This window comes from Amycolatopsis sp. cmx-4-61 (genome assembly GCF_046548775.1).
Lineage (GTDB): Bacteria > Actinomycetota > Actinomycetes > Mycobacteriales > Pseudonocardiaceae > Amycolatopsis.
Map to the genome: position 1 here is coordinate 456,961 of NZ_JAEBEI010000003.1, position 19,423 is coordinate 476,383.

At 67.8% G+C, this 19,423-nt stretch carries 20 protein-coding genes; 14 read left to right on the top strand and 6 right to left on the bottom strand.

Annotation, left to right across the window (positions count from 1 at the left end):
- Positions 1 to 5 precede the first annotated feature (5 nt).
- From ACLJOU_RS14555 to ACLJOU_RS14565, 3 genes are read right to left on the bottom strand one after another with little or no spacing between them, the layout of a single operon-like run.
- Complete coding sequence (locus ACLJOU_RS14555) at positions 6 to 311, bottom strand: hypothetical protein (protein ID WP_410567504.1); 306 nt, start codon at positions 309 to 311, stop codon at positions 6 to 8.
- Positions 308 to 715 carry an SCP2 sterol-binding domain-containing protein gene (locus tag ACLJOU_RS14560; RefSeq protein WP_410567506.1) on the bottom strand — a complete coding sequence of 136 codons (408 nt, stop codon included), beginning with the start codon at positions 713 to 715 and terminating at the stop codon, positions 308 to 310. The genes ACLJOU_RS14555 and ACLJOU_RS14560 overlap by 4 nt, the downstream gene beginning before the upstream one ends.
- Positions 715 to 1,977: a cytochrome P450 gene (locus ACLJOU_RS14565; protein ID WP_410567508.1), complete on the bottom strand. Its 1,263-nt coding sequence runs from the start codon at positions 1,975 to 1,977 to the stop codon at positions 715 to 717. The genes ACLJOU_RS14560 and ACLJOU_RS14565 overlap by 1 nt, the downstream gene beginning before the upstream one ends.
- A 202-nt stretch (positions 1,978 to 2,179) precedes the next feature.
- On the opposite strand from ACLJOU_RS14565, the gene ACLJOU_RS14570 reads away from it, so the two are divergent.
- The 7 genes from ACLJOU_RS14570 (at position 2,180) to acs (ending at position 10,034) form a co-directional block, all read left to right on the top strand.
- Positions 2,180 to 3,487 (top strand): amidohydrolase family protein, encoded by a 1,308-nt coding sequence (locus ACLJOU_RS14570; RefSeq protein ID WP_410567510.1) that lies wholly within the window; start codon positions 2,180 to 2,182, stop codon positions 3,485 to 3,487.
- 216 nt (positions 3,488 to 3,703) lie between these two features.
- Positions 3,704 to 4,777 (top strand): methyltransferase, encoded by a 1,074-nt coding sequence (locus tag ACLJOU_RS14575; RefSeq protein ID WP_410567512.1) that lies wholly within the window; start codon positions 3,704 to 3,706, stop codon positions 4,775 to 4,777.
- A complete protein-coding gene (locus ACLJOU_RS14580; RefSeq protein WP_410567514.1) occupies positions 4,774 to 5,586 on the top strand; it encodes an LLM class F420-dependent oxidoreductase in 813 nt (270 codons plus the stop codon). Before ACLJOU_RS14575 ends, ACLJOU_RS14580 begins: the two co-directional genes overlap by 4 nt.
- Positions 5,587 to 5,635: 49 nt before the next feature.
- The gene (locus ACLJOU_RS14585) at positions 5,636 to 6,694 is read left to right on the top strand and encodes an aldo/keto reductase (protein ID WP_410567516.1); all 1,059 of its coding nucleotides are present in this window, start codon (positions 5,636 to 5,638) and stop codon (positions 6,692 to 6,694) included.
- Positions 6,695 to 6,705: 11 nt separating this feature from the next.
- Positions 6,706 to 7,158: a group I truncated hemoglobin gene (locus tag ACLJOU_RS14590; RefSeq protein ID WP_410567518.1), complete on the top strand. Its 453-nt coding sequence runs from the start codon at positions 6,706 to 6,708 to the stop codon at positions 7,156 to 7,158.
- A 33-nt stretch (positions 7,159 to 7,191) separates the two neighbouring features.
- Entirely contained in the window at positions 7,192 to 8,010 is an 819-nt protein-coding gene (locus tag ACLJOU_RS14595; RefSeq protein WP_410567520.1) for a methyltransferase domain-containing protein, read from the top strand.
- Between the two features lie 44 nt (positions 8,011 to 8,054).
- Positions 8,055 to 10,034 carry an acetate--CoA ligase gene (acs, locus tag ACLJOU_RS14600; RefSeq protein ID WP_410567522.1) on the top strand — a complete coding sequence of 660 codons (1,980 nt, stop codon included), beginning with the start codon at positions 8,055 to 8,057 and terminating at the stop codon, positions 10,032 to 10,034.
- Between the two features lie 209 nt (positions 10,035 to 10,243).
- Here acs and ACLJOU_RS14605 read toward each other — a convergent pair whose 3' ends face one another.
- On the bottom strand, positions 10,244 to 10,996 hold the full coding sequence (locus ACLJOU_RS14605; RefSeq protein ID WP_410567524.1) for a cyclase family protein: 753 nt from the start codon (positions 10,994 to 10,996) through the stop codon (positions 10,244 to 10,246).
- Positions 10,993 to 11,814, bottom strand: a complete 822-nt coding sequence (locus ACLJOU_RS14610; RefSeq protein WP_410567526.1) for an aromatase/cyclase — start codon at positions 11,812 to 11,814, stop codon at positions 10,993 to 10,995. The genes ACLJOU_RS14605 and ACLJOU_RS14610 overlap by 4 nt, the downstream gene beginning before the upstream one ends.
- A 239-nt stretch (positions 11,815 to 12,053) precedes the next feature.
- Here ACLJOU_RS14610 and ACLJOU_RS14615 point away from each other — a divergent pair, with 239 nt between their 5' ends.
- Genes ACLJOU_RS14615 through ACLJOU_RS14635 form a run of 5 tightly spaced genes read left to right on the top strand, consistent with a single transcriptional unit; the run spans position 12,054 to position 16,310 of the window.
- Positions 12,054 to 12,479: a lipocalin-like domain-containing protein gene (locus ACLJOU_RS14615; protein ID WP_410567528.1), complete on the top strand. Its 426-nt coding sequence runs from the start codon at positions 12,054 to 12,056 to the stop codon at positions 12,477 to 12,479.
- Complete coding sequence (locus ACLJOU_RS14620; protein WP_410567530.1) at positions 12,476 to 13,744, top strand: beta-ketoacyl-[acyl-carrier-protein] synthase family protein; 1,269 nt, start codon at positions 12,476 to 12,478, stop codon at positions 13,742 to 13,744. The genes ACLJOU_RS14615 and ACLJOU_RS14620 overlap by 4 nt, the downstream gene beginning before the upstream one ends.
- On the top strand, positions 13,741 to 14,958 hold the full coding sequence (locus ACLJOU_RS14625) for a ketosynthase chain-length factor (RefSeq protein WP_410567532.1): 1,218 nt from the start codon (positions 13,741 to 13,743) through the stop codon (positions 14,956 to 14,958). The genes ACLJOU_RS14620 and ACLJOU_RS14625 overlap by 4 nt, the downstream gene beginning before the upstream one ends.
- A gap of 1 nt (position 14,959) precedes the next feature.
- Positions 14,960 to 15,238: an acyl carrier protein gene (locus ACLJOU_RS14630; RefSeq protein WP_410567534.1), complete on the top strand. Its 279-nt coding sequence runs from the start codon at positions 14,960 to 14,962 to the stop codon at positions 15,236 to 15,238.
- Between the two features lie 19 nt (positions 15,239 to 15,257).
- Entirely contained in the window at positions 15,258 to 16,310 is a 1,053-nt protein-coding gene (locus ACLJOU_RS14635; protein ID WP_410567536.1) for a methyltransferase, read from the top strand.
- Positions 16,311 to 16,371: 61 nt separating this feature from the next.
- On the opposite strand, the gene ACLJOU_RS14640 is transcribed toward ACLJOU_RS14635, so the two are convergent.
- Positions 16,372 to 17,154 carry an AfsR/SARP family transcriptional regulator gene (locus ACLJOU_RS14640; protein ID WP_410567537.1) on the bottom strand — a complete coding sequence of 261 codons (783 nt, stop codon included), beginning with the start codon at positions 17,152 to 17,154 and terminating at the stop codon, positions 16,372 to 16,374.
- A 694-nt stretch (positions 17,155 to 17,848) separates the two neighbouring features.
- Between ACLJOU_RS14640 and ACLJOU_RS14645 the strand changes: the two genes are divergently transcribed.
- Positions 17,849 to 18,253, top strand: a complete 405-nt coding sequence (locus ACLJOU_RS14645; RefSeq protein ID WP_410567539.1) for an antibiotic biosynthesis monooxygenase family protein — start codon at positions 17,849 to 17,851, stop codon at positions 18,251 to 18,253.
- A gap of 117 nt (positions 18,254 to 18,370) precedes the next feature.
- The gene (locus ACLJOU_RS14650; RefSeq protein ID WP_410567541.1) at positions 18,371 to 19,366 is read left to right on the top strand and encodes an aldo/keto reductase; all 996 of its coding nucleotides are present in this window, start codon (positions 18,371 to 18,373) and stop codon (positions 19,364 to 19,366) included.
- Positions 19,367 to 19,423 lie beyond the last annotated feature (57 nt).

Genomic DNA, 19,423 nt, shown 5'->3' on the forward strand with positions numbered 1-19,423 from the left:
GTCCTTCAGTCCTCGGTGTTGACCGAGACGGCCCGATAGGGAAACTTCCGCTGCCACTTGCGGACGAACTGGGCGACGGGCGGGTGCGAGAGGTACTCGCGCAGTGAGTCCAGATCGGGGTATTTCATCTGCGCCATGTCCGTCGGGACGAATGCGGGGGCCACCTGGGTCGGCAGCGGGATGGCCGGCCTGTACACATAGGACTCGACCAGACCCGATCCCAGCGCCATCGCGCTGCCTTCGCGGAAGAACTCCGCGCGATCGGCCTCGGTCATCTGGTCGGGGAACGCGAAGAAGATCGTGTGCGTCACCATGTCGTCCTCGCCCACAGGTCGGCGACGAACAGGTGGTACGCCCCGGACTGCAGCACGATCATCAGGTCGAGCAGCTTCGCCTTGTCACCGGTGACCGCGAACTGCCCGGTCACGAACGCCGTGGCGGCGTGCAGTTCGCCGGACTGGAAGTCGACCAGGTCGCGGTAGGTGGCCGTGATGGTGAGGTCGCTGTCCTCGATCCAGCCGCGACTCACCTTGACGATGGTGCCCCTCTCGATCACCAAGGAGAAGCCCACGGTCGACTCGGGCGTGTCCGTCACCCGGAACTGGACCCGGACGTTGACGTGCGGGATCGGTTTCTGGTTCGCCGAGGCCAGGGTTTCCATCTCGGCCAGGTACTCCTCGGACAGGAACCGGACTCGGGTCTGTGCGGCGCCCATCACGCTTCCTCGGCCTTGGTGAATCGGATCGGAAGGGATTCGAGCTGGGGGAACGCCACCCGCGCCCGGTGGCGCAGCGGCTCGGTGATCTCCAGGCCGGTGAACCGGGTGAGCATCGCCGGGAAGACGACCTCGGCCTGCAGGTTGGCCAGCCGCCAGCCGAGGCAGAAGTGGATTCCCAGCCCGTAGGCCAGCGGCGCGGTGTCCTTGCGGGTCACGTCGAACCGATCCGGGTCGGGGAAGTGCTCCGGATCGCGGTTGGCCGCCGCGATCCACACCATGACCCGCGAGCCGGCCGGGATCTCGACGTCACCGAGCCGTACCGGCCCGGTCGTCGTCCGCGGGATCATGTGCGCCGAAGGGGCGTAGCGCAACACCTCGTTGATCGCTTGGCCGACCAGCCCCGGGTCCTTGCGCACCAGCTCCGCCTGGTCCGGGTGCTCGATGAACAGCCGGATGCCGTTGGTCATGAAGAACGTGGTGGTTTCGCTGCCCGCGGCGATGATCATGTGGCACATCTGGACGAGCTCGTAGAAGCTCAGGCGCTCACCGTCCTCGTCGACGGCGTCGATCAACGCCGACAGCAGGTCGTCCCGCCGCTCACGTTGCCGTTCGCGCACCAGCTCGCCGAAGTAGTCGTCCAGGAACACCGCCGCCTCATCGGCCGTGCGGAATTCGGAAGCGGTGATCCCCGGCTCGAACACCCGTTGGAAGTCACGGATCTTGTCACGGAGCAACGGAGCCTGTTCCTGCGGGACACCGACGAGATGGGCCATCACGCTGAGCGCGAGCGGGAAGCAGACGTCGTTGGAGAAGTCGCCGCCGCCCGCTTCGGCGAGCGGCGCGATGAGCTCGTCGAACCGCTGCTCGATGTAGACCCGGTGCTGCATCACCCGCTTCACCGTGAAGGCGCGGTTGACGATCCGGCGCAGCCGGGAGTGGTCGGGCGGGTTGGCCCACAACATGTTCGCGGCCAGCTTTCGCAGTGCCGGGTGCTGGTCCCACTGGCCGGCGAACCGACCGGCCATGTAGACCTGGATGTCCTTGTTGACCTCCTTGCTGCGCAGGAACTCCTCGACGTCGTCGTAGCGGGTGAGCACCCAGGTTCCCAGCGTGCTGCGGTGCACCGGGACGGCCTCGCGGAGCCGGTGGTAGCGCGAGTACGGGTCGGCCAGCCCCTCCGGGGAGAACAGGAGCTCCGCGAACGCCTCGTTCGCGGCGTGCTCGGCCGCAGCGTCCGGAGGGGCGATGTGGGTGGTCATCGACGACTCCTCGATCGTGTGTGTGCAGGCCGTGTCACGAGCCGGAAAAATCTGTCGAAGTTATTGATGACGTCCCGAATTAAAGCCGTACTCAAGCCCGGCTCGATGGTCGATCAATTCTCCGGATTCGTTTCCTGACGAGAGACGCTGTGCTAACTTCGAGGAACGTTCCTTTCTTTCACACCAGTATGGGAGATGCGCGGTGGAATCCCTGCTTCTGCGTAACGGGTTGGTCATTGACACCGAACCGGCACCAATCGCGCACCACAATTGCGACGTACTGATCGAAGACGGCCGTATCGCCGCAGTCGGCCCGAACCTGCCCGTCCCGGCCGGGACGACCCTGCTGGACGCGAGCCACAGCATCGTGCTGCCGGGATTCGTGGACACCCACCGCCACGTGTGGCAGGCCGTGCTGCGTTCCATCGCGGTGGACATGGATCTCCCGGAGTACTTCGCCCTCGTGCGCCAGCACCTCGGTCCCCGGTTCCGACCGGAGGACGTGCGTGCGGCGAACACGCTCGGCGCGCTGGAGTGCCTCGACGGAGGTGTGACCACCGTGCAGGACTTCGCCTACGCCCGCGCGGATCGCATCACGCCTGACGGCTACGTGGCCGGCGAGTCGGATTACGACTACGCCGAAGCGGCCTTCGACGGGTTGCGCACGGCCGGTGTCCGCGCGGTCTTCGGCTACCTGCTCACCCCGCAGGACACGGCCGCGGTCCGCCGGGCGCACGCCTTGTTCACCGCGGACAGCCCCCTGCTGACCATGGTGGCGGCCTCGCTCGGCCCGTCGAACCAGCACGCGGAGTCGATCGTCGCGGACTGGCGCCTGGCCGACGAGCTGGGCCTGTCGCTGGTGACGCACATCGGCAGCGGCCCGGTCAACGAACGGCCCGTCGAGCTGCTGCGCGAACACGGCCTGCTCCGCCCGGACATCCTGTACGTGCACGGCAACGACCTGTCCGACGACGAGCTGAAGATGATCGGCGATTCGGGTGCCGCGGTGTCCGTCACCCCCGCGGTGGAGGCCCGGCTGGGCCACGGCGGCCCGCTGATCGGCAGGCTGCGCACGGCCGGCGCGACCACCGCGCTCGGCGTGGACGTGGTCACCACGGTCGGCGGCGACATGTTCTCCGTGATGCGCGCCGCCCTGCTGAGCACGTACCTCGTCCCGGGCCCGCACGTGACCCCCGGCGACATCCTGCGCATGGCCACCTTGGACGGGGCGGTCGCGCTCGGCCTCGCCGACCGGGTCGGCTCGCTCAAGGTCGGCAAGCAGGCCGACATCGTGATGCTGCGGACCGACGACGTGAACCTGGCGTGCGCGCACGACCCCATCGGCGCCGTCGTCACGGCCGCGCACCCCGGCAACGTCGACACGGTGCTGGTGGCCGGCAAGGTGGTCAAGCAGAACGGCAAGCTGGTGGGCCATGACCTGACCGACGTGCGCGCCAACGCACTACAGGCCGCCGAGTACGTCACCGCCACCTCGGTTTCCACCGCTTGAGCGTCGCTCTAACAGAAGACGCCACAATTTGTTCATACCGACACCTGAGAAGCAGGAAAGAATGTCTCGGTCCGCGCAGCTCAATTCGGATGAGGCATTCGAGTGCCGGGCTGGATCGGCGCGGATCCGGCCCGGGCGCCCCGCCGACGATGGTTGACCGCGCTCCGCCATCAGCGCCGCCGGGTGCCGGCGACCGACGCGAAGGGATCTGCGCACATGTCCGCAAACGCAACCTTGAACCGGTTCACGGACTTCATGGTGGGGCCCGCGAGGTTCGCCAACCTGTTGAGCTGCTTCGAGCTTGGGCTGATCGACGTGCTCAGGAAATGTGGCGGCCAGACCGCGGTCCAGCTCAGTGAGACCGTCGGCGCCACACCGGACGCCGTGGAGCAGCTCCTGCTCCTGCTCGTGAAGGAAGGCTTCGTCGCCCAGGACGAAACGACCGGTGGTTACCGCCTCGACGCGCTCGCCGAGGTCGCCCCGGCCGATCTGCAGCGGGTGCTCACCCTGATGGACATGATCAAGATGACCATGCTCCGCCAGGTCTTCTACCTGACCGAAAGCGTGCAGACCGGAACCCTCGTCGGGCTGAGCGAGCTCTACGGGTTCCAAGGCGGCACGCTGTACGACGCCGTCGCCGTCCACCAGGACCTGCGGATGTCCTGGTCGACGTTGATGGACAACGTCACCGCCCACATCGACCCGTGGTTCTTCGAGAACATCTCGATCCCGGCCGGCGCGCGCGTGCTCGACGTCGCGGGCAACACGGGCCTCGGCGCGATCCTGACCCACAAGCTGAAGGGGTCGGACGGTCTGCACGTGACCACGTTCGACCTGCCCGAGAAGGAACAGGAAAGCCTGGCGAACTTCGCCTCGCACGGTCTGGAGGACCGGTGCTCGTTCGTCGGCGGCGACGTCTTCAAGACCCTCCCGACCGGCTACGACGTCGTGCTGATCAAACACTTCCTGGACATGTGGGACAAGACCGAGGTGCGCAAGATCCTGCGTGCGGTCCATGATTCGCTGAAGCCCGGCGGACAGGTCCACATCCTCGTGCCGGTGTACCCGGAGAACACCAGGGAATCCGCCTCCGTCGACATCGACTTCTTCCCCGCGTTCTTCCTCGGCTGCACCATGGGCCAAGGCGGCCCGCAGAAGCTGTCGACCTACCGCGGCCTGTTGCGGGAGTGCGGGTTCGAGGTCACCGGCACCGTCACCCAGGATCCCGCCAAACTGCTGCCGGGCACCTTCGTCGTCCACGGCATCCTCTCGGCGAAGAAGACGGCATGACCAGGCCCGTCCGTGCCGCCGCACACATCTGGCCCGGCGGTGCCCCGGACTACCGGACGTGGCGAGCGGCGGTGCTGCGGGCGGAGGAACTCGGCGCCGACATCGTCTTCGGGTACGACCACTTCCACAAGCCCGCGGTCCGCCGGACCGCCAACGGGATCGAGCTGGAGCCGGTTCAGCCGGATGTGCCGAACTTCGAGGCCTGGACCGCGCTGGCGTCCTGGGCCGAGATCACCACCACCGCCGAGATCGGGGTGCTGGTCACGGGGATCGGCTACCGCAACCCCGACCTGCTCGCTGACATGGCGCGCACGGTCGACTACATCAGCGGCGGCAGGCTGATCCTCGGCGTCGGCGCCGGCTGGTTCGAAAAGGACTATGCGGTCTACGGCTACGACTACGGGACGCTACGCTCGCGGATGGACCTGTTCGCCGAAGGCCTGCGGCGGATCGAGCACCGGCTGGCGAACCTGACACCGAAACCGTTGCGGCAGATCCCGATCCTCATCGGCGGTGCCGGAGAGCGGCGCACGCTCCCGCTCGTCGGCAGGCATGCCGACATCTGGCACAGCGGGCTGGACCGCGAGACCTTCCGCCGCAAGAACGACATCGTCAAGCAGCACGCGGCCGCGGCGGGGCGTGACGACAGCGTCATCGAGCGGGCCACCAACTGGACCACGGCCGGCCAAGCGGACGTCCTGCTGGCCGAGGGCATCACGTTGCACGTCACGGAACTCAAGCCCACGGACGAGGGCTACGACTTCACGACGCTGACCGGCCTGCTGGCGTGGCGGGACGCCAATCGGTAGCCGGCAGCAGGTCGAGGTTGAGGTCGACGACATCACAAGGATGGACGGGATGGAGTATCGGCAGCTGGGCAGGTCCGGAATCCGGGTGTCCGCCCTGTCCATGGGCGCACTGACGTTCGGCGGGCGCGGCGTGTTCGCCAAGGTGGGTACCACCGACCCGGCCGACGCGGCCCGTCAGGTCGACCAGGCGGTCGACGCCGGCGTCAACCTCTTCGACACCGCCGACGCCTACTCCGGTGGAGCGTCGGAGGAAATCCTCGGTCAGGCCCTGAAGGGGCGGTGGGACAGGGTGCTGATCGCCACGAAAGCGAGGATGCCGACCGGCGACGGACCCAACGACGCGGGCCTTTCGCGGCACCACCTGATCACCGCGTGCGAGGCGAGCCTGCGCCGGCTGGGCACCGATCACATCGACCTGTATCAGGTACACCAGTGGGACGGTGCGACGCCGCTCGAGGAAACCCTGTCCGCGCTGGACGATCTGGTGCGTGCGGGCAAGATCCGTTACGTGGGCTGTTCGAACTATTCCGGCTGGCACCTGATGAAAGCCCTGGCGACCGCCGACCGCCTCGGCGTGACCCGGTTCGCCGGCCAGCAGATCCACTATTCCCTGCAGGCCAGGGAGGCCGAGCACGAGCTCATCCCGGCGGCGGTGGACCAGGGCGTCGGTGTGCTGGTGTGGAGCCCGCTGGCGGGCGGGCTGCTGTCGGGCAAGTACCGGCGGGGGGAGCGGGCACCGGAGGGGTCGCGGCGGTTCGCCGGATGGGACGAACCACCGGTTCGCGACGAGCGGAAACTGTACGACATCGTCGATGTCCTGGTCCGGATCGCCGGTGATCGTGGCGTCTCGCCGGCCCAGGTCGCCCTTTCCTGGCTCCTGGGCAGGCCCGCCGTGACCTCGCTCGTGCTCGGCGCCCGAACCGGCGAACAGCTGGCGGACAACCTCCGCGCCACCGATCTCGTGCTCGCGGCGGACGAACGAGCCAGGCTCGACGAGGTGAGCGGTTCGCCGCTCCCCTACCCGTACTGGCACCAGGCGAAGCTGGCGAAAGACCGGCTCAGCCCGGCCGACGAAACGTTGCTCGGCCCCCAGACAGGAACTCGGTGAGGAGAAGGGCCATGACGAACGTGTCCGAAGCGGTGGAAACACCGTCCCTCTACGAACGTCTCGGCGGCGTCTTCGGGATCGCCGCCGTCATGGACGTTCTCGTCGACCGGCTCTTCGCGAACGTCTGGGCCAACCGCAATCCCTACGTCGCCGCGATGCACGAGCGCAACGGGCGTCCCGGGTTCAAGTTCATGGTCACCGCGTGGTCGGTCGAGCAGACCGGCGGCCCGAAATGCTACCCCGGCCGGGACATGCACTACGCCCATGTCGACATGATCGCGACCGAGCACGACTTCGACGTCGTGGCGTTGGAAATCGCCGCCACGCTGAGCTTCTGCGGCGTGGGTCTGCAGGAGCAGAAGGAATACCTGGAGATCATCGAGAGCTACCGGCGCGTAGTGCTGGATGCTCCGGCGAACGAGCAAGCGAAGCAAACGAAAGCAGCGGACCGAAAAGCCGGTTGAGAAGTCCCGACCACCGAGAGGAAGTCAGCAACGATGATCACCGAGGACCAGTACTTTCTTGGCTACCGGAGCGCGGAGTGGCAGCGGCTGCGGGAACAGGCGGAGGACTTCGAGCCCGAGGCGGCCTGGCTGTTCGACCAGTTCGGGAGGCTCGACGGCAAGAGCGTCGTGGAACTCGGCGTGGGACCCCGTGGCTGCCTGGACGAGCTGGCCGCACGGGTCGGGCCGGACGGAACCGTCATCGGCGTCGAGCGCGACGCGGAGTCGGTCGAGCTCGCGCGCAAGTTCGTGGTGGACCGCACGCTGGACAACGTCGACGTCCGGCACGGCGACGCGCGAGCGACCGGCCTTCCCGGCGACAGCTTCGACCTCGTCACCGAGCGGCTGATCCTGCACAACGTGCCGAGGCCTGAGGAGATCGTCGCCGAGGCGGTACGGCTGGCCCGCCCGGGAGGGTGGGTCGCGTTCCACGAAGGCGATCGGGTGGGGCAGGTGTGCGACCCGCCCGCCGAGTCGTGGGACCGGCTCATGGAGGTCACCCAGCGGTACGCGGACCGCAACCACATCAACGTGTTCATGGGCAGGCGGCTGCCCGGCCTGCTTCGCCGCGCGGGCCTCGTCGACGTCCGGGTTCGGCCCGTCCTCTACATCGACCACGAGGCCGGGCACCCGCGGCGTCTGGTCCTCGCCGACTTCGCCGAGAACCTGCGTGACCGGCTCATCGCGAGCGAGCTGATCACCCGGGAAGAGTTCGACGAGCTTCACGCGGCGCTGAGCCGCCACCTCGCCGATCCGGGCACCACCGTGGTCTCCCACCTGTACGTCCAGGCCTGGGGCCGCAAGCCCGAGTGATCGCGCCGTGGTCGAACGTCGAAACGGCGAGAGGAGCCACCACCATGACCACGTCGCTGGAGAATCTCTCCACCGAGACGCGAACGTTCGCACCACCGCCCGAGCTGGCCGCCGCGGCCAACGTCACGGCGGACACCTACGACGACGCCGCCGCCGACGCGCCGGCGTTCTGGGCACGGCAGGCAGAGCGGCTCACGTGGACGAAGAAATGGGATCAGGTCCTCGACTGGAGCAATCCGCCGTTCGCCAAGTGGTTCGTCGGCGGCGAGCTGAACATCGCCTACAACTGCGTGGACCGCCACGTCGAGGCGGGCAAGGGCGAAAGGGTCGCCATCCACTGGGAGGGCGAGCCCGGCGACACCCGGACGATCACGTATGCGGACCTGCTCAAGAGCGTCAGCCAGGCGGCGAACACGCTGACCGAGCTCGGCGTGACGGCCGGTGACCGGGTGGCGATCTACCTGCCGATGATCCCCGAGGCGGCAGTCGCGATGCTGGCCTGCGCCCGCATCGGCGCCGTGCACAGCGTCGTCTTCGGCGGGTACTCGGTGGACGCGCTCGCCACCCGGATCCAGGACGCGAGCGCGAAAGTCGTCATCACCGCGGATGGCGGCTACCGGCGCGGCAAACCGTCGGCGCTCAAACCCACCGTCGACGACGCCGTCGCACGGTGTCCGAGCGTCGAGCACGTGCTGGTCGTCCGCCGCACCGGCGAGGACGTCACCTGGGCCGAGAAGGACCTGTGGTGGCACGAGACCGTCGAGCGGGCGAACGACCGGCACGAGCCGCGGGCGTTCGACTCCGAGCATCCGCTCTTCATCCTCTACACCTCGGGCACGACCGGTAAGCCGAAGGGCATTCTGCACACCACCGGCGGCTACCTGACCCAGGTCTCCTACACCCACTGGTCCGTCTTCGACCTCAAAGCCGAAACCGACGTGCACTGGTGCGCGGCCGACATCGGCTGGGTCACCGGGCACTCGCACATCGTCTACGGTCCACTGTCGAACGGCGCGACCGAGGTCATGTACGAGGGTGCGCCGGACACCCCGCACCACGGCCGGTTCTGGGAGATCGTCGACAAGTACCAGGTCAGCATCCTGTACACCGCGCCCACCCTCATCCGCACCATGATGAAGTGGGGCGACGACATCCCGGCCGAGTACGACCTGTCGTCGCTACGCATCCTCGGCAGCGTCGGCGAGCCGATCAACCCCGAGGCCTGGATGTGGTACCGCGAGCACGTCGGCCACGACCGTACCCCGGTCGTCGACACGTGGTGGCAGACCGAGACCGGCGGGATGATGATCTCGCCGCTCCCCGGCGTGACCGCCACGAAGCCCGGCTCGGCGATGACGCCGCTGCCGGGCGTCTCCGCCGACGTGGTCGACGAGAAGGCCGAGTCGGTGCCGAACGGCGGCGGCGGCTTCCTCGTGCTACGCGAGCCGTGGCCCGCGATGCTGCGTACCATCTGGGGCGACGACCAACGCTTCGTCGACACTTACTGGTCCCGGTTCGGCGCCGGCGCCGGGGTCGGTGACGAATGGATCTACTTCGCCGGCGACGGCGCGAAACGGGACGAAGACGGCGCCCTGTGGCTGCTCGGCCGGGTCGACGACATCATGGTCATCTCCGGTCACAACATCTCCACCACCGAAGTCGAATCCGCACTGGTATCGCACCCTTCGGTCGCCGAGGCGGCCGTGGTGGGCGCGTCCGACCCGACCACCGGCCAGGCCATTGCCGCATTCGTCATCGCCCGCGGCAACGTGGACACCGCCGGCGGGACCGGGGACCAGCTCAAGGCCGACCTGCGCGACCACGTGGCCAAGACCCTCGGCCCCATCGCGAAACCCCGCCGGATCGTGTTCGTAGCCGAACTGCCCAAGACCCGCTCCGGCAAAATCATGCGGCGCCTGCTGAAGGACGTCGCCGAGAACCGCACGCTGGGCGACGTCAGCACGCTTCAGGATTCGGCGGTCATGGACCTGATCAAGGCGGGGTCCGGAACGGCGGAAGACTGAGCCCGGGGGCCTCGCCTCAGCGAGGCCCCCCGGCGACGGCCGTGGTGAAAGGGCCCCTTCCTCACGCTAGCGTGAGGAAGGGGCCCTTCGGCATTCTCGATCGGATCGTACTTCCAACGGCTATCGAAGGAGGGCCGATCGGTCACTTCCGGTCCGACCGGCCCTCCAGGCGTTGACGGCGCCATCACGACCGGCACGGGCCGCCGTGGTCACGCCTCGTCGACGATGGCGACCACCCGGGTCCAGCCCGCACCGAGCCCGGCGAGCTTGACCGGGAAACAGGCCACGGTGAAGCCGGCGGCTCCGGGAAGCGCGTCGAGGTTCGTCAGCTTTTCCAGTTGGCAGTACGGCTTCTCGCGGCCGTAGAGATGCGCGGGCCAGAGCACCCGGTTGTCCTGGTTTTCCCGGTAGTCGCCGAGCATCGAGGCGAACGGCCGGTCGAAACCCCAGGCGTCGATACCGATCACGTTGACCCCGCGCTCGACGAGGTAGGCCGTCGACTCTCGGGTCATCCCGGGATGGTCGGTGCGGTAGGCCTCGGACCCCCACAGCCGATCCGCCCCGGTCCACAGCAGGACGACGTTTCCCGGCTCGAGTTCGACCGGCGCCTTCGCCAGCGCGTCCTCGATGTCGGCCGCGGTGATCCCCACTCCGGGCGGGATGTGCCGCAGGTCGAGCCGGATGCCGGGGGCGAAGCACCAGTCCAGCGGGATCTCGTCGATGGCAGCCGCCGGACGTTCGCCGCTTCGCAGACCATAGTGCAGCGGCGCGTCCATGTGGGTGCCCGTGTGTGTGGTGAGCGTGACCGTCTCGTTGGAGATCGCCTCACCTTCCGGGAAGTCCTCCGGCCGCAGGCCCAGTGCGGCCGGCGCCGACTTGTGGTCGATGACCGAGACCTCGACCGGCGTGGCCTCGCTCGGGCCGTCCAGCACCGGAACGCTGAGGTCGATCAGGCGGCTCACGCCGGACTGCCGACGGCCTGCGCGCGCCGCTCGGACTCCTTGCGCACCGCGTCCAGGTCCGCGTCACTGTTGCGGTCCACGGCGGCCCGCAGCAACTCGGTGGCCTTTTCCCGGGACGGAACGGCTTCGGTCGGCCGAGCGGCGAAGTCGTGGGTGATGACGAGTTGGGTGCGTCCCTCGTCCAGCGGGAGCGCGCGCCACTCACCACCCATGAATTCGATCATGGGAGCGTTCTCCAGCTGCCGGTAGGCGATGACGCGGTGCTCGCGATCGATGTCACGGCGGGTCACCCAGCTCTGCACCTGCCCGCTCACGTCGACCACCAGCCGGGCGATCTGGTGGGTCTCGCTCTCCTCCAGGAGCGTCGACTCCCGGGTGGGCGGGAACAGGTCCGCGTACCCCTCGATGTCGGCCAGCACGGCGAAGACGACGTCCGCCGGCGCCTCGACGGTCACGGTGTGTTCGGTGTGGAACATGGTGTTCACCTTTCCGCCGCCCGGCGGCAGCATTTCCTCGTGGTTGGCGTACGCGGCCTCGTAGTTCAACTCCGCACGCCATTTGGCGATGAACTCGTGCACGGCGGGCATCTCGGAGAACTTCCGCAGAGTCGCCCCGTCTCGGCAGGAGAACTGCGCGATGTGGGTCGCGGTCATCCCCTTGGCGTGCTCGTCGATCGGAAACCGCACGTGCGGCCGCCAGCCGAAGGCCGATACCAGACCGGATTCGACCGTGATCTCGTGCAGCCCGTCGAAGAAGCTCCGGACCTTGTCCTCGCCGGCCTCCGGGGGAAACCGGTAGATGAGCGTGTGCACGATCATGGGACTTCCTTCGAAAGTGAACCGCACGGGGGAATGAGCCGACGCTATGAACGAGATCTGGAGCCGCTCTCAACCGGCACTGAACCTCGGGGACCGCAGAACGGGCTGATTTCTGGCGGCAAGCGGATTTTGTGAATCAGAAGGAGACCACGACGGCTTTAGCACGCGTTGAGATCGTCGCGGCACAGTCGCCTCAAGGTGTTCTGTCTGCACACTGTTCCATGATGCCGGGAGCGCGGATGCTTTCTGAGAACGACCTCATCGGAAGCTGGCGGCTGGCGGCCCATTACTACTTGGACGACGACGGATCCACCAGCGAGGGACCGATGGGTGACCAGGCGGATGGGCTGCTGATCTACCACGAGGACGGCTACATGGCGGCCAGTCTGATGCGCACCAACCTGTCGACGACCACGAACGGCACCCTGCCACCGCCCTACCTCGGGTCCAGGGACGACTACCTCGGTTACGCCGGTCGCTGGCACGTGCGCGACGACACCGTCGTGCACGAGGTCATCATCGGCTCGCACCATCGGGTGGTGCGGACCGAACAGGCCCGGCAGGCCCAGGTGGGCGAAGCCGGTCTGCGACTGACGCGCCGCCTCGACGGACCGCACGACTACGTCGTCATGGACTGGCGGCGCGCACGAGGTGTTGCCTCGTGAACCGCCGGGTCGTGATCACCGGAATGGGAGTTCGCGCACCGGGATCGCTGGGCAAAGAACAGTTCTGGGAAATGTTGTCCGCTGGGCGGACGGCGACCAGACGCATCTCTCTCTTCGACCCGGCGCCGTACCGGTCGCAGGTCGCCGCGGAGGTGGACTTCGACGCCGAGGCGGAAGGACTGAGCCCCCGGGAAGTCCGGCGGATGGACCGGGCGGCCCAGTTCGCGGTGGTGTGCGCCCGCGAGGCGCTCGCCGACAGCGGGATCGACCTCGTCGAACGTTCACCGCATCGGGTGGGGGTGAGCTTGGGCAGCGCGGTGGCGGCGGCGACCAGCCTCGAGCAGGAGTACCTCGTGCTGTCCGACTCGGGCCGCTCCTGGGAGATGTCGCCGGATCACCTGTCACCGCACATGTTCGACTACATGGTCCCGAGCAGCATGCCGGCCGAGGTCGCCTGGGCGGTCGGCGCGGAGGGCCCGGTCGCGATGGTGTCGGACGGCTGCACGTCCGGGATCGACGCCGTCGGGCACGCGGCCGCACTGATCCGGGAAGGCAGCGCGGACGTCGTGATCGCGGGCGCCACGGACACTCCGATCACGCCGATCGTGGTCGCCTGTTTCGACGCGATCAAGGCGACCACCACTTACAACGACGACCCGGCGCACGCTTCCCGGCCGTTCGACGGCACCCGCAACGGTTTCGTTCTCGCCGAAGGCGCGGCCATGTTCGTGCTGGAGGAGCTGACCTCGGCGGTGGCGCGGGGTGCGCGCGTCTACGGCGAAGTGAGTGGTTTCACCAATCGGTGCAACGCCTACCACATGACCGGCCTGAAGGCCGACGGCCGGGAAATGGCCGAGGCGATCCGGGTCGCTCTCGACCAGGCCCGGGCCAACCCCTCGGACATCGACTACATCAACGCGCACGGCTCAGGAACGAAGCAGAACGACCGGCACGAAACCGCCGCGTTCAAACGCAGTCTCGGCGACCACGCCTACCGGACGCCGGTCAGTTCGCTCAAGTCCATGGTCGGTCACTCCCTCGGCGCCATCGGCTCGGTGGAGATCGCCGCGTCGCTGCTGGCCATGGTGAACCACGTGGTGCCACCCACGGCGAACCTGCACGTCGCCGATCCGGAATGCGATCTGGACTACGTGCCGAACGTGGCTCGCGAACACCGGGTCGACACCGTGCTCACCGTGGGCAGTGGCTTCGGCGGCTTCCAAAGCGCCATGGTCCTCACTCGGCCGAAGCAGGCGAACGCATGAGCGTGATCACCGGGCTCGGCGTCGTTGCGCCGAACGGCATCGGCGTCAAGGCGTTCTGGGCCGCCACCCTGGCGGGCCGCAGCGGCATCGCTGTGCTGGACCGATTCGACACCACCGGGTACCCCGCGCGGCTGGCCGGGCTGGTCGGCACCGTCGACCCGGCCGAACACCTGCCCGCCAGGCTCCTCCCGCAGACCGACGTGTCGACCCGGCTGGCCCTGATCGCCGCCGAGGCCGCCCTGAACGACGCGGGCGTGGACACCGAGGCCATGTCCGAATACGACATGGGCATCGTCACGGCCAATGCCTCCGGTGGGTTCGAGTTCACCCACCGGGAGTTCAGGAAACTCTGGAGCCAGGGCCCGGAGCACGTCAGCGTGTACGAGTCCTTCGCCTGGTTCTATGCGGTGAACACCGGGCAGATCTCGATCAGGCACGGTATGCGCGGGCCGTCGACGGCACTGGTCGCCGAACAGGCGGGCGGCCTGGACGCCCTGGGCCACGCCAGGCGCACCGTCCGGGCGGGCACTCCGCTCGTGGTGTGCGGCGGCGTCGACTCCGCGTTCGACCCCTGGGGCTGGGCCGCCCACCTGGCCAGCGGCCGGGTCAGCCTCGTCCCGGACCCCGCCACCGCGTACCGGCCGTTCGACACACGGGCGGCCGGCTACCTTCCCGGTGAGGGCGGCGCCATCTGCGTGGTGGAGGACGTCGACGCCGCGCGGGTCCGTGGCGCCAGGGTGTACGGCGAGATCGCCGGCTACGCGGCCACTTTCGATCCGGCCCCGGACAGCGGACGGCCGCCAGGGCTGCGGCGGGCCGCGGAAGCCGCCCTGGCCGACGCGGGCGTCCTACCTCAGGACGTCGATGTGGTGTTCGCCGACGCGACGGGGGTGCCGGAATTGGATCGCTCCGAAGCGGAGGCGCTGCGCGGAATTTTCGGCGAGTTCGGGGTCCCGGTCACCTCTCCCAAAGCGCTGACCGGCCGGCTGCTGTCCGGCGGCGGGGTGCTCGACGTCGTCTGCGCCCTGATGAGCATCCGGGAAGACACCGTCCCACCGACCTTCGGCACCACCGAGGTACCGGCCGGCTACGGCATCGACCTCGTGCTCGGAGAGCCTCGCCGGATGCGGGTGGACACCGCGCTGGTGCTCGCCCGTGGCCGCTGGGGCTTCAACGCGGTCACCGTTATCCGCAACCACTGGAAGAGAGACTGACATGGCCATGAGCGTCGAAGACCTGCGTGACGTCATCATCAAGTGCGCGGGCGGCGATGCCGACGCTCTGCCCGTCGACCGGATGAGCGTCTCGTTCGAGGAGCTCGGATACGACTCGCTGGTTCTCATCGAGACCTCGGCCACGCTCAAACGGGAGTACGGCGTGGTCATTCCGGACGAGCAGCTCACCGAGCTGCGGACACCCGCGGAACTGCTCCTGCTGATCAACGACCAGCTCGCGCCCGCCGCCGTCGCGGGCCGGCCGGACACCGGTATCTGACTCGGACTGGGGACTGCGAATGGCTGTTGTGGCGAACACTTCATCAGGTGCCGGCGACGACCGGATCGCGCCGGTGACGACCCTGCGCGAACTCGCGTTGGCGGCGGCCGCGCCCGCCGCGCTGCGGGCCGCTGTCCGGATCGGCGTGGCCGAAGCGCTCGGGGACACGCCGGTCCCCGTGGACCAACTGGCGAAGAAGCTCGAGGTCGACGTGGGCGTGCTCGAACGCCTGCTGCGCAACCTGAGCTGCTACGGGATCTTCACGGACACCGCCGACGGCGTGGTACACACTCCGACGTCAGCGTTGCTGCACGAAGAGCACCCGCAGAGCCTCAAGTACTGGGTGCTGTGGGTGACCGAGCCGTGGACGTGGGAGCTGTGGCCACACCTCGAACACGCGGTGCGCCACGGTGGGCAGGGCCTGTTCGAGGACCTCCACGGCTCGGAGTTCTTCGCGCACCTGCACAGGGTGTGGCCGGAGTCGACCGAGGTGTTCAACCGGTCCCAGACCGAGCTGAGCCGGATCACGTCCGCGAGCATCGCGAACACGCTGAACCTGCGCGACGTCAAGACGATTGCCGACGTCGGTGGCGGCCGCGGCTACAACCTGGCCGTCCTGCTGGAAACGAACCCGCACCTGGAAGGGGTGCTGGTCGATCTCCCCGCGGTGGTGGCCAACCCGGATCCCCGGCTGCGCCCCGGTGGTGCACTCTCCTCGCGTGTCCGGGTGATGGCGGGTGACTGTCTCGAAGGGATTCCTGTCGAGGCGGACGTGTACCTGTTCAAGAGCATCCTCGAATGGGACGACGAGCGGACGGTCACCGCGTTGCGCAACGCCGTGGCGGCGGGGCGTCCCGGTGGCAAGGTGCTTGTCGTCACGAACCTCGTCGACGACAGCCCGGAAGTCCGCTACGCCACCGGGATCGATCTGCTGTTCCTGCTCAACACCAACGGCAAGCGACACACGATGAAGGGGATCACGCGGCTCGTCGAGCGGTCGGGCCTGCGCCTGGAGAGCGTCCGTCCGATCAAGCCGCTGCTCCATCTGGTCGAGGCATCCATCCCGCGATGACGGCAACGAAGAAGGGTTCGCCTGCTCTGTGACACAAAGCGGGCGAACCCTGTCTCGCCGGTCAGTCGCTGTTGAGGATCTCGCATTGCATCTGTCTCGCCTCACCGGAGGGCTCGAGCCCCAGGTCCTGATCGAGGATCCTGCGGAGCTGGTGGTAGGCACCCAGCGCCTCGCCACGGCGCCCGGACCGGTGCAACGCCTGCATGAGCCGGATGTGGAACGGCTCGTGCAGCCGGTGCGAGGCCACCAGCCGACGCAGTTCACCGACGAGTTCACCATGCCGGTTGTTGGCCAGATCGGCGTCGATCCGCGCGGACACGGCTTCCAGCCGCTGCTCCTCCAGGTACACCGACAGCCCCTTGAGAACGGGTCCCATGTCGACATCCGGAAGGATGGGGCCGCGCCAGAGCGCCAGCGACTGGCCGAGCAGTTCGGCGGCGTGGTCGGGCCTGCCGTGCCGCAGTGCGGCTCTGCCGCGCCCCATCAGCTCCTGGAACTGAAAGATGTCCACGTTCTCCGGCGGAACAGTCAGCAGATAGCCGCCGGGATGGGTGGTGAGCAGGGTGGCGCCGTTCGCGGAACGCAGACGCTCCCCGAACAGCTTGCGTAACTGGTAGACGTAGGTGTGCACAATGGTCTTGACGGAGCTGGGTGGATCGCTTGACCAGAGTTCGTCGATCAACTGGTCCGTGCTGACCGTTGTGTTCGCGTTCGCTGCCAGCATCGCCAGTACCTGACGCTGCTTCGCCGCGGTGATCTGCAATGAGCTGTGACGTACCCCGTCGGAGGTATAGGTCACCTTGAGTGGTCCCAGAAGGCCGATCCGAATCTGCTCGCTTCGCATAAGAGAGTCTCCGGTGAAAGCCGATACTACAAAGTTTTCCTTTCGGACAACATTGACCTGTGTCGCCGGCTGCGACCGGGACGCGCATATGCCGGTCTGCGTGAGCAGTTCTGAGAGACGGCCGCGATTTCTCGCCGAAATACTTCCGAATGAATCGCGACCTCGACGAACTGCTGCAACAGGTAATACCCTGGATGCGCTTCGCGTTCCGCGAGCCGAGCGCCCATCAGAGCATACGAATTTCGGTAATCACAAACCGACGACGGTTGTTCCACCCAGTCAACGCCCGCCCAGCCAACGTCCACCCGGTCCAGTGGACCGGGGGCACCTCCCCAGTTGCTAGTTGAATCGATTGGACTGCCAGTTGAACAGTCTACCCCAAGCTCGAGGTGCTTTGTCAATATCCAACCAGAGAGCAACCGTGTGACCCGGCACTTCGCTCGGGGTCGCGTACCCCTCCCCCGCGCGCGTCCTGAGCCGGCCGCGGCATCCGGATCCACATCCGGCCCGTGTCCGCAAAGTCCGAATTTTCCCGGGTAGCCCTGCCGCCGATACATCGGATTCGACTTCGTCCCGGGTGGTCGAGGTGTGATGCGGGGTCCGAACAACGATTATTCAGACTTGAGCGGCAGTTTAACTCCACGCGGCAACGTCCTCATGCGGCAGGACCGTCCGATCAGAAATGAGGAGTGCTGTGGGCGAGGCCGTTCGACTGGTTCACACCCCGTTCAATGACCAGGCCGAGGACGCCGTCATTCTGACGGATGCCATCATGCAGGACCAGGTCACCGTGATCAACGTGTTCAGTGTGCCGGTGGAGAACCGGGACGATTTCCTGCCCCGATGGAAAATCGGGGTCGGGGTCATGGCCGCACAGCCGGGATTCATCCAGGCGCAGATGTTCCGGTCGCTGGACCCGGCTGCCGAGTTCGGTTTCGTCACCGTGGCTCGTTGGGCCAGCGGAGCGGCGCTGGCCGAGGCGCGCAAGAACCCGGAGTGGCGGGCGTCCGTGCAGCGGCTGCTGGACAACGTGGGCGCGGCGCCGAAGCCGATGATCTACGAGACCGCGTTGGTCGTGAACTCCGGCGAGAAGCCGTGACGGCACTGGGCACGAGGGACCCGGCACGGGACGCGAGTGCCATCGCCGCTCGGTGACGCCGTACTGGCAGGTGAAAGACCCGACGAGATGACGGCGCCCTTGGCGAAGGAGATCGACATGGAGACACGACAGTTGGGCAAGGCCGGCCCTGTGGTTTCGGCGCTGGGCCTCGGCTGCCTGGGAATGTCCGACAACTACGGCCCCGCGGACGAGGCGGAGAGCGTGGCCACCATCCACGCGGCACTGGACGCCGGGATCACCCTGCTGGACACCGGCGACGTCTACGGCATGGGCCACAACGAACTGCTCATCCACGAGGCGCTGCGCTCCCACAACCGCGACGACGTGAAAATCAGCGTCAAGACCGGCGGGCTGCGCAAACCCGACGGCCACTGGAGCGGCTTCGACTGCCGTCCCGAGGCGCTCTGGAACTTCCTGTCCTACACGCTCAAGCGGCTGCGCACGGACTACGTCGACGTGTACCGGCCCGCTCGTGTCGACCCCAACGTGCCGATCGAGGAAACGGTCGGGGCGATGGCCGAAATGGTGCAGGCCGGGTACGTGCGGGCCATCGGCCTGTCCGAGGTCGGCGTCGAGACGCTGCGCCGCGCGCACGCGGTGCACCCGATCGCCGACCTGCAGATCGAGTACTCCGTCATCTCGCGGGGCATCGAGCGGTCCATCCTGGGGGCGTGCCGCGAACTCGGGGTGGCCATCACCGCCTACGGGGTGTTGTCGCGTGGGCTGCTGTCCGGGCACTGGACGCCGCAGCGGCGGACCACCGAACGGGATTTCCGCAGCCGGGCACCTCGTTTCCAGCCGGAGAACCTGCCCAAGAACCTCGAGCTCGTGGAGCGGTTGCGCCGTCTGGCCGAGAAGCGCGAGACCACCGTCGCCGCACTCGCGATCGCTTGGGTGGCCGCCCAGGGACCGGACATCATCCCGGTCATCGGCGCACGGACCCGCGCCCAGCTCGCCGAGTCGCTGGCTGCGGCCGACCTGAAGCTGGGACCCGGCGACCTGGCGGCCATCGAGCGTGCCGTGCCGGCCGACTCGGCTGCGGGAGGACGCTACGCCGACTGGCAGATCGCGTTCCTGGACAGTGAACGATGACCCGCGCGGAGGAGTCCGGGACGACGCCGGTCCCCGGACCGCAGCGGCCGGAACCGG

Coding starts and splice junctions, on each gene's coding strand:
- ACLJOU_RS14640 (WP_410567537.1), bottom strand. CDS start 17,154: ATGCGAAGCGAGCAGATTCGGATCGGCCTTCTGGGACCACTCAAGGTG.
- ACLJOU_RS14625 (WP_410567532.1), top strand. CDS start 13,741: ATGAGCGTGATCACCGGGCTCGGCGTCGTTGCGCCGAACGGCATCGGC.
- ACLJOU_RS14590 (WP_410567518.1), top strand. CDS start 6,706: ATGACGAACGTGTCCGAAGCGGTGGAAACACCGTCCCTCTACGAACGT.
- ACLJOU_RS14630 (WP_410567534.1), top strand. CDS start 14,960: ATGGCCATGAGCGTCGAAGACCTGCGTGACGTCATCATCAAGTGCGCG.
- acs (WP_410567522.1), top strand. CDS start 8,055: ATGACCACGTCGCTGGAGAATCTCTCCACCGAGACGCGAACGTTCGCA.
- ACLJOU_RS14560 (WP_410567506.1), bottom strand. CDS start 715: ATGGGCGCCGCACAGACCCGAGTCCGGTTCCTGTCCGAGGAGTACCTG.
- ACLJOU_RS14610 (WP_410567526.1), bottom strand. CDS start 11,814: ATGATCGTGCACACGCTCATCTACCGGTTTCCCCCGGAGGCCGGCGAG.
- ACLJOU_RS14585 (WP_410567516.1), top strand. CDS start 5,636: ATGGAGTATCGGCAGCTGGGCAGGTCCGGAATCCGGGTGTCCGCCCTG.
- ACLJOU_RS14635 (WP_410567536.1), top strand. CDS start 15,258: ATGGCTGTTGTGGCGAACACTTCATCAGGTGCCGGCGACGACCGGATC.
- ACLJOU_RS14575 (WP_410567512.1), top strand. CDS start 3,704: ATGTCCGCAAACGCAACCTTGAACCGGTTCACGGACTTCATGGTGGGG.
- ACLJOU_RS14595 (WP_410567520.1), top strand. CDS start 7,192: ATGATCACCGAGGACCAGTACTTTCTTGGCTACCGGAGCGCGGAGTGG.
- ACLJOU_RS14565 (WP_410567508.1), bottom strand. CDS start 1,977: ATGACCACCCACATCGCCCCTCCGGACGCTGCGGCCGAGCACGCCGCG.
- ACLJOU_RS14650 (WP_410567541.1), top strand. CDS start 18,371: ATGGAGACACGACAGTTGGGCAAGGCCGGCCCTGTGGTTTCGGCGCTG.
- ACLJOU_RS14580 (WP_410567514.1), top strand. CDS start 4,774: ATGACCAGGCCCGTCCGTGCCGCCGCACACATCTGGCCCGGCGGTGCC.
- ACLJOU_RS14615 (WP_410567528.1), top strand. CDS start 12,054: ATGCTTTCTGAGAACGACCTCATCGGAAGCTGGCGGCTGGCGGCCCAT.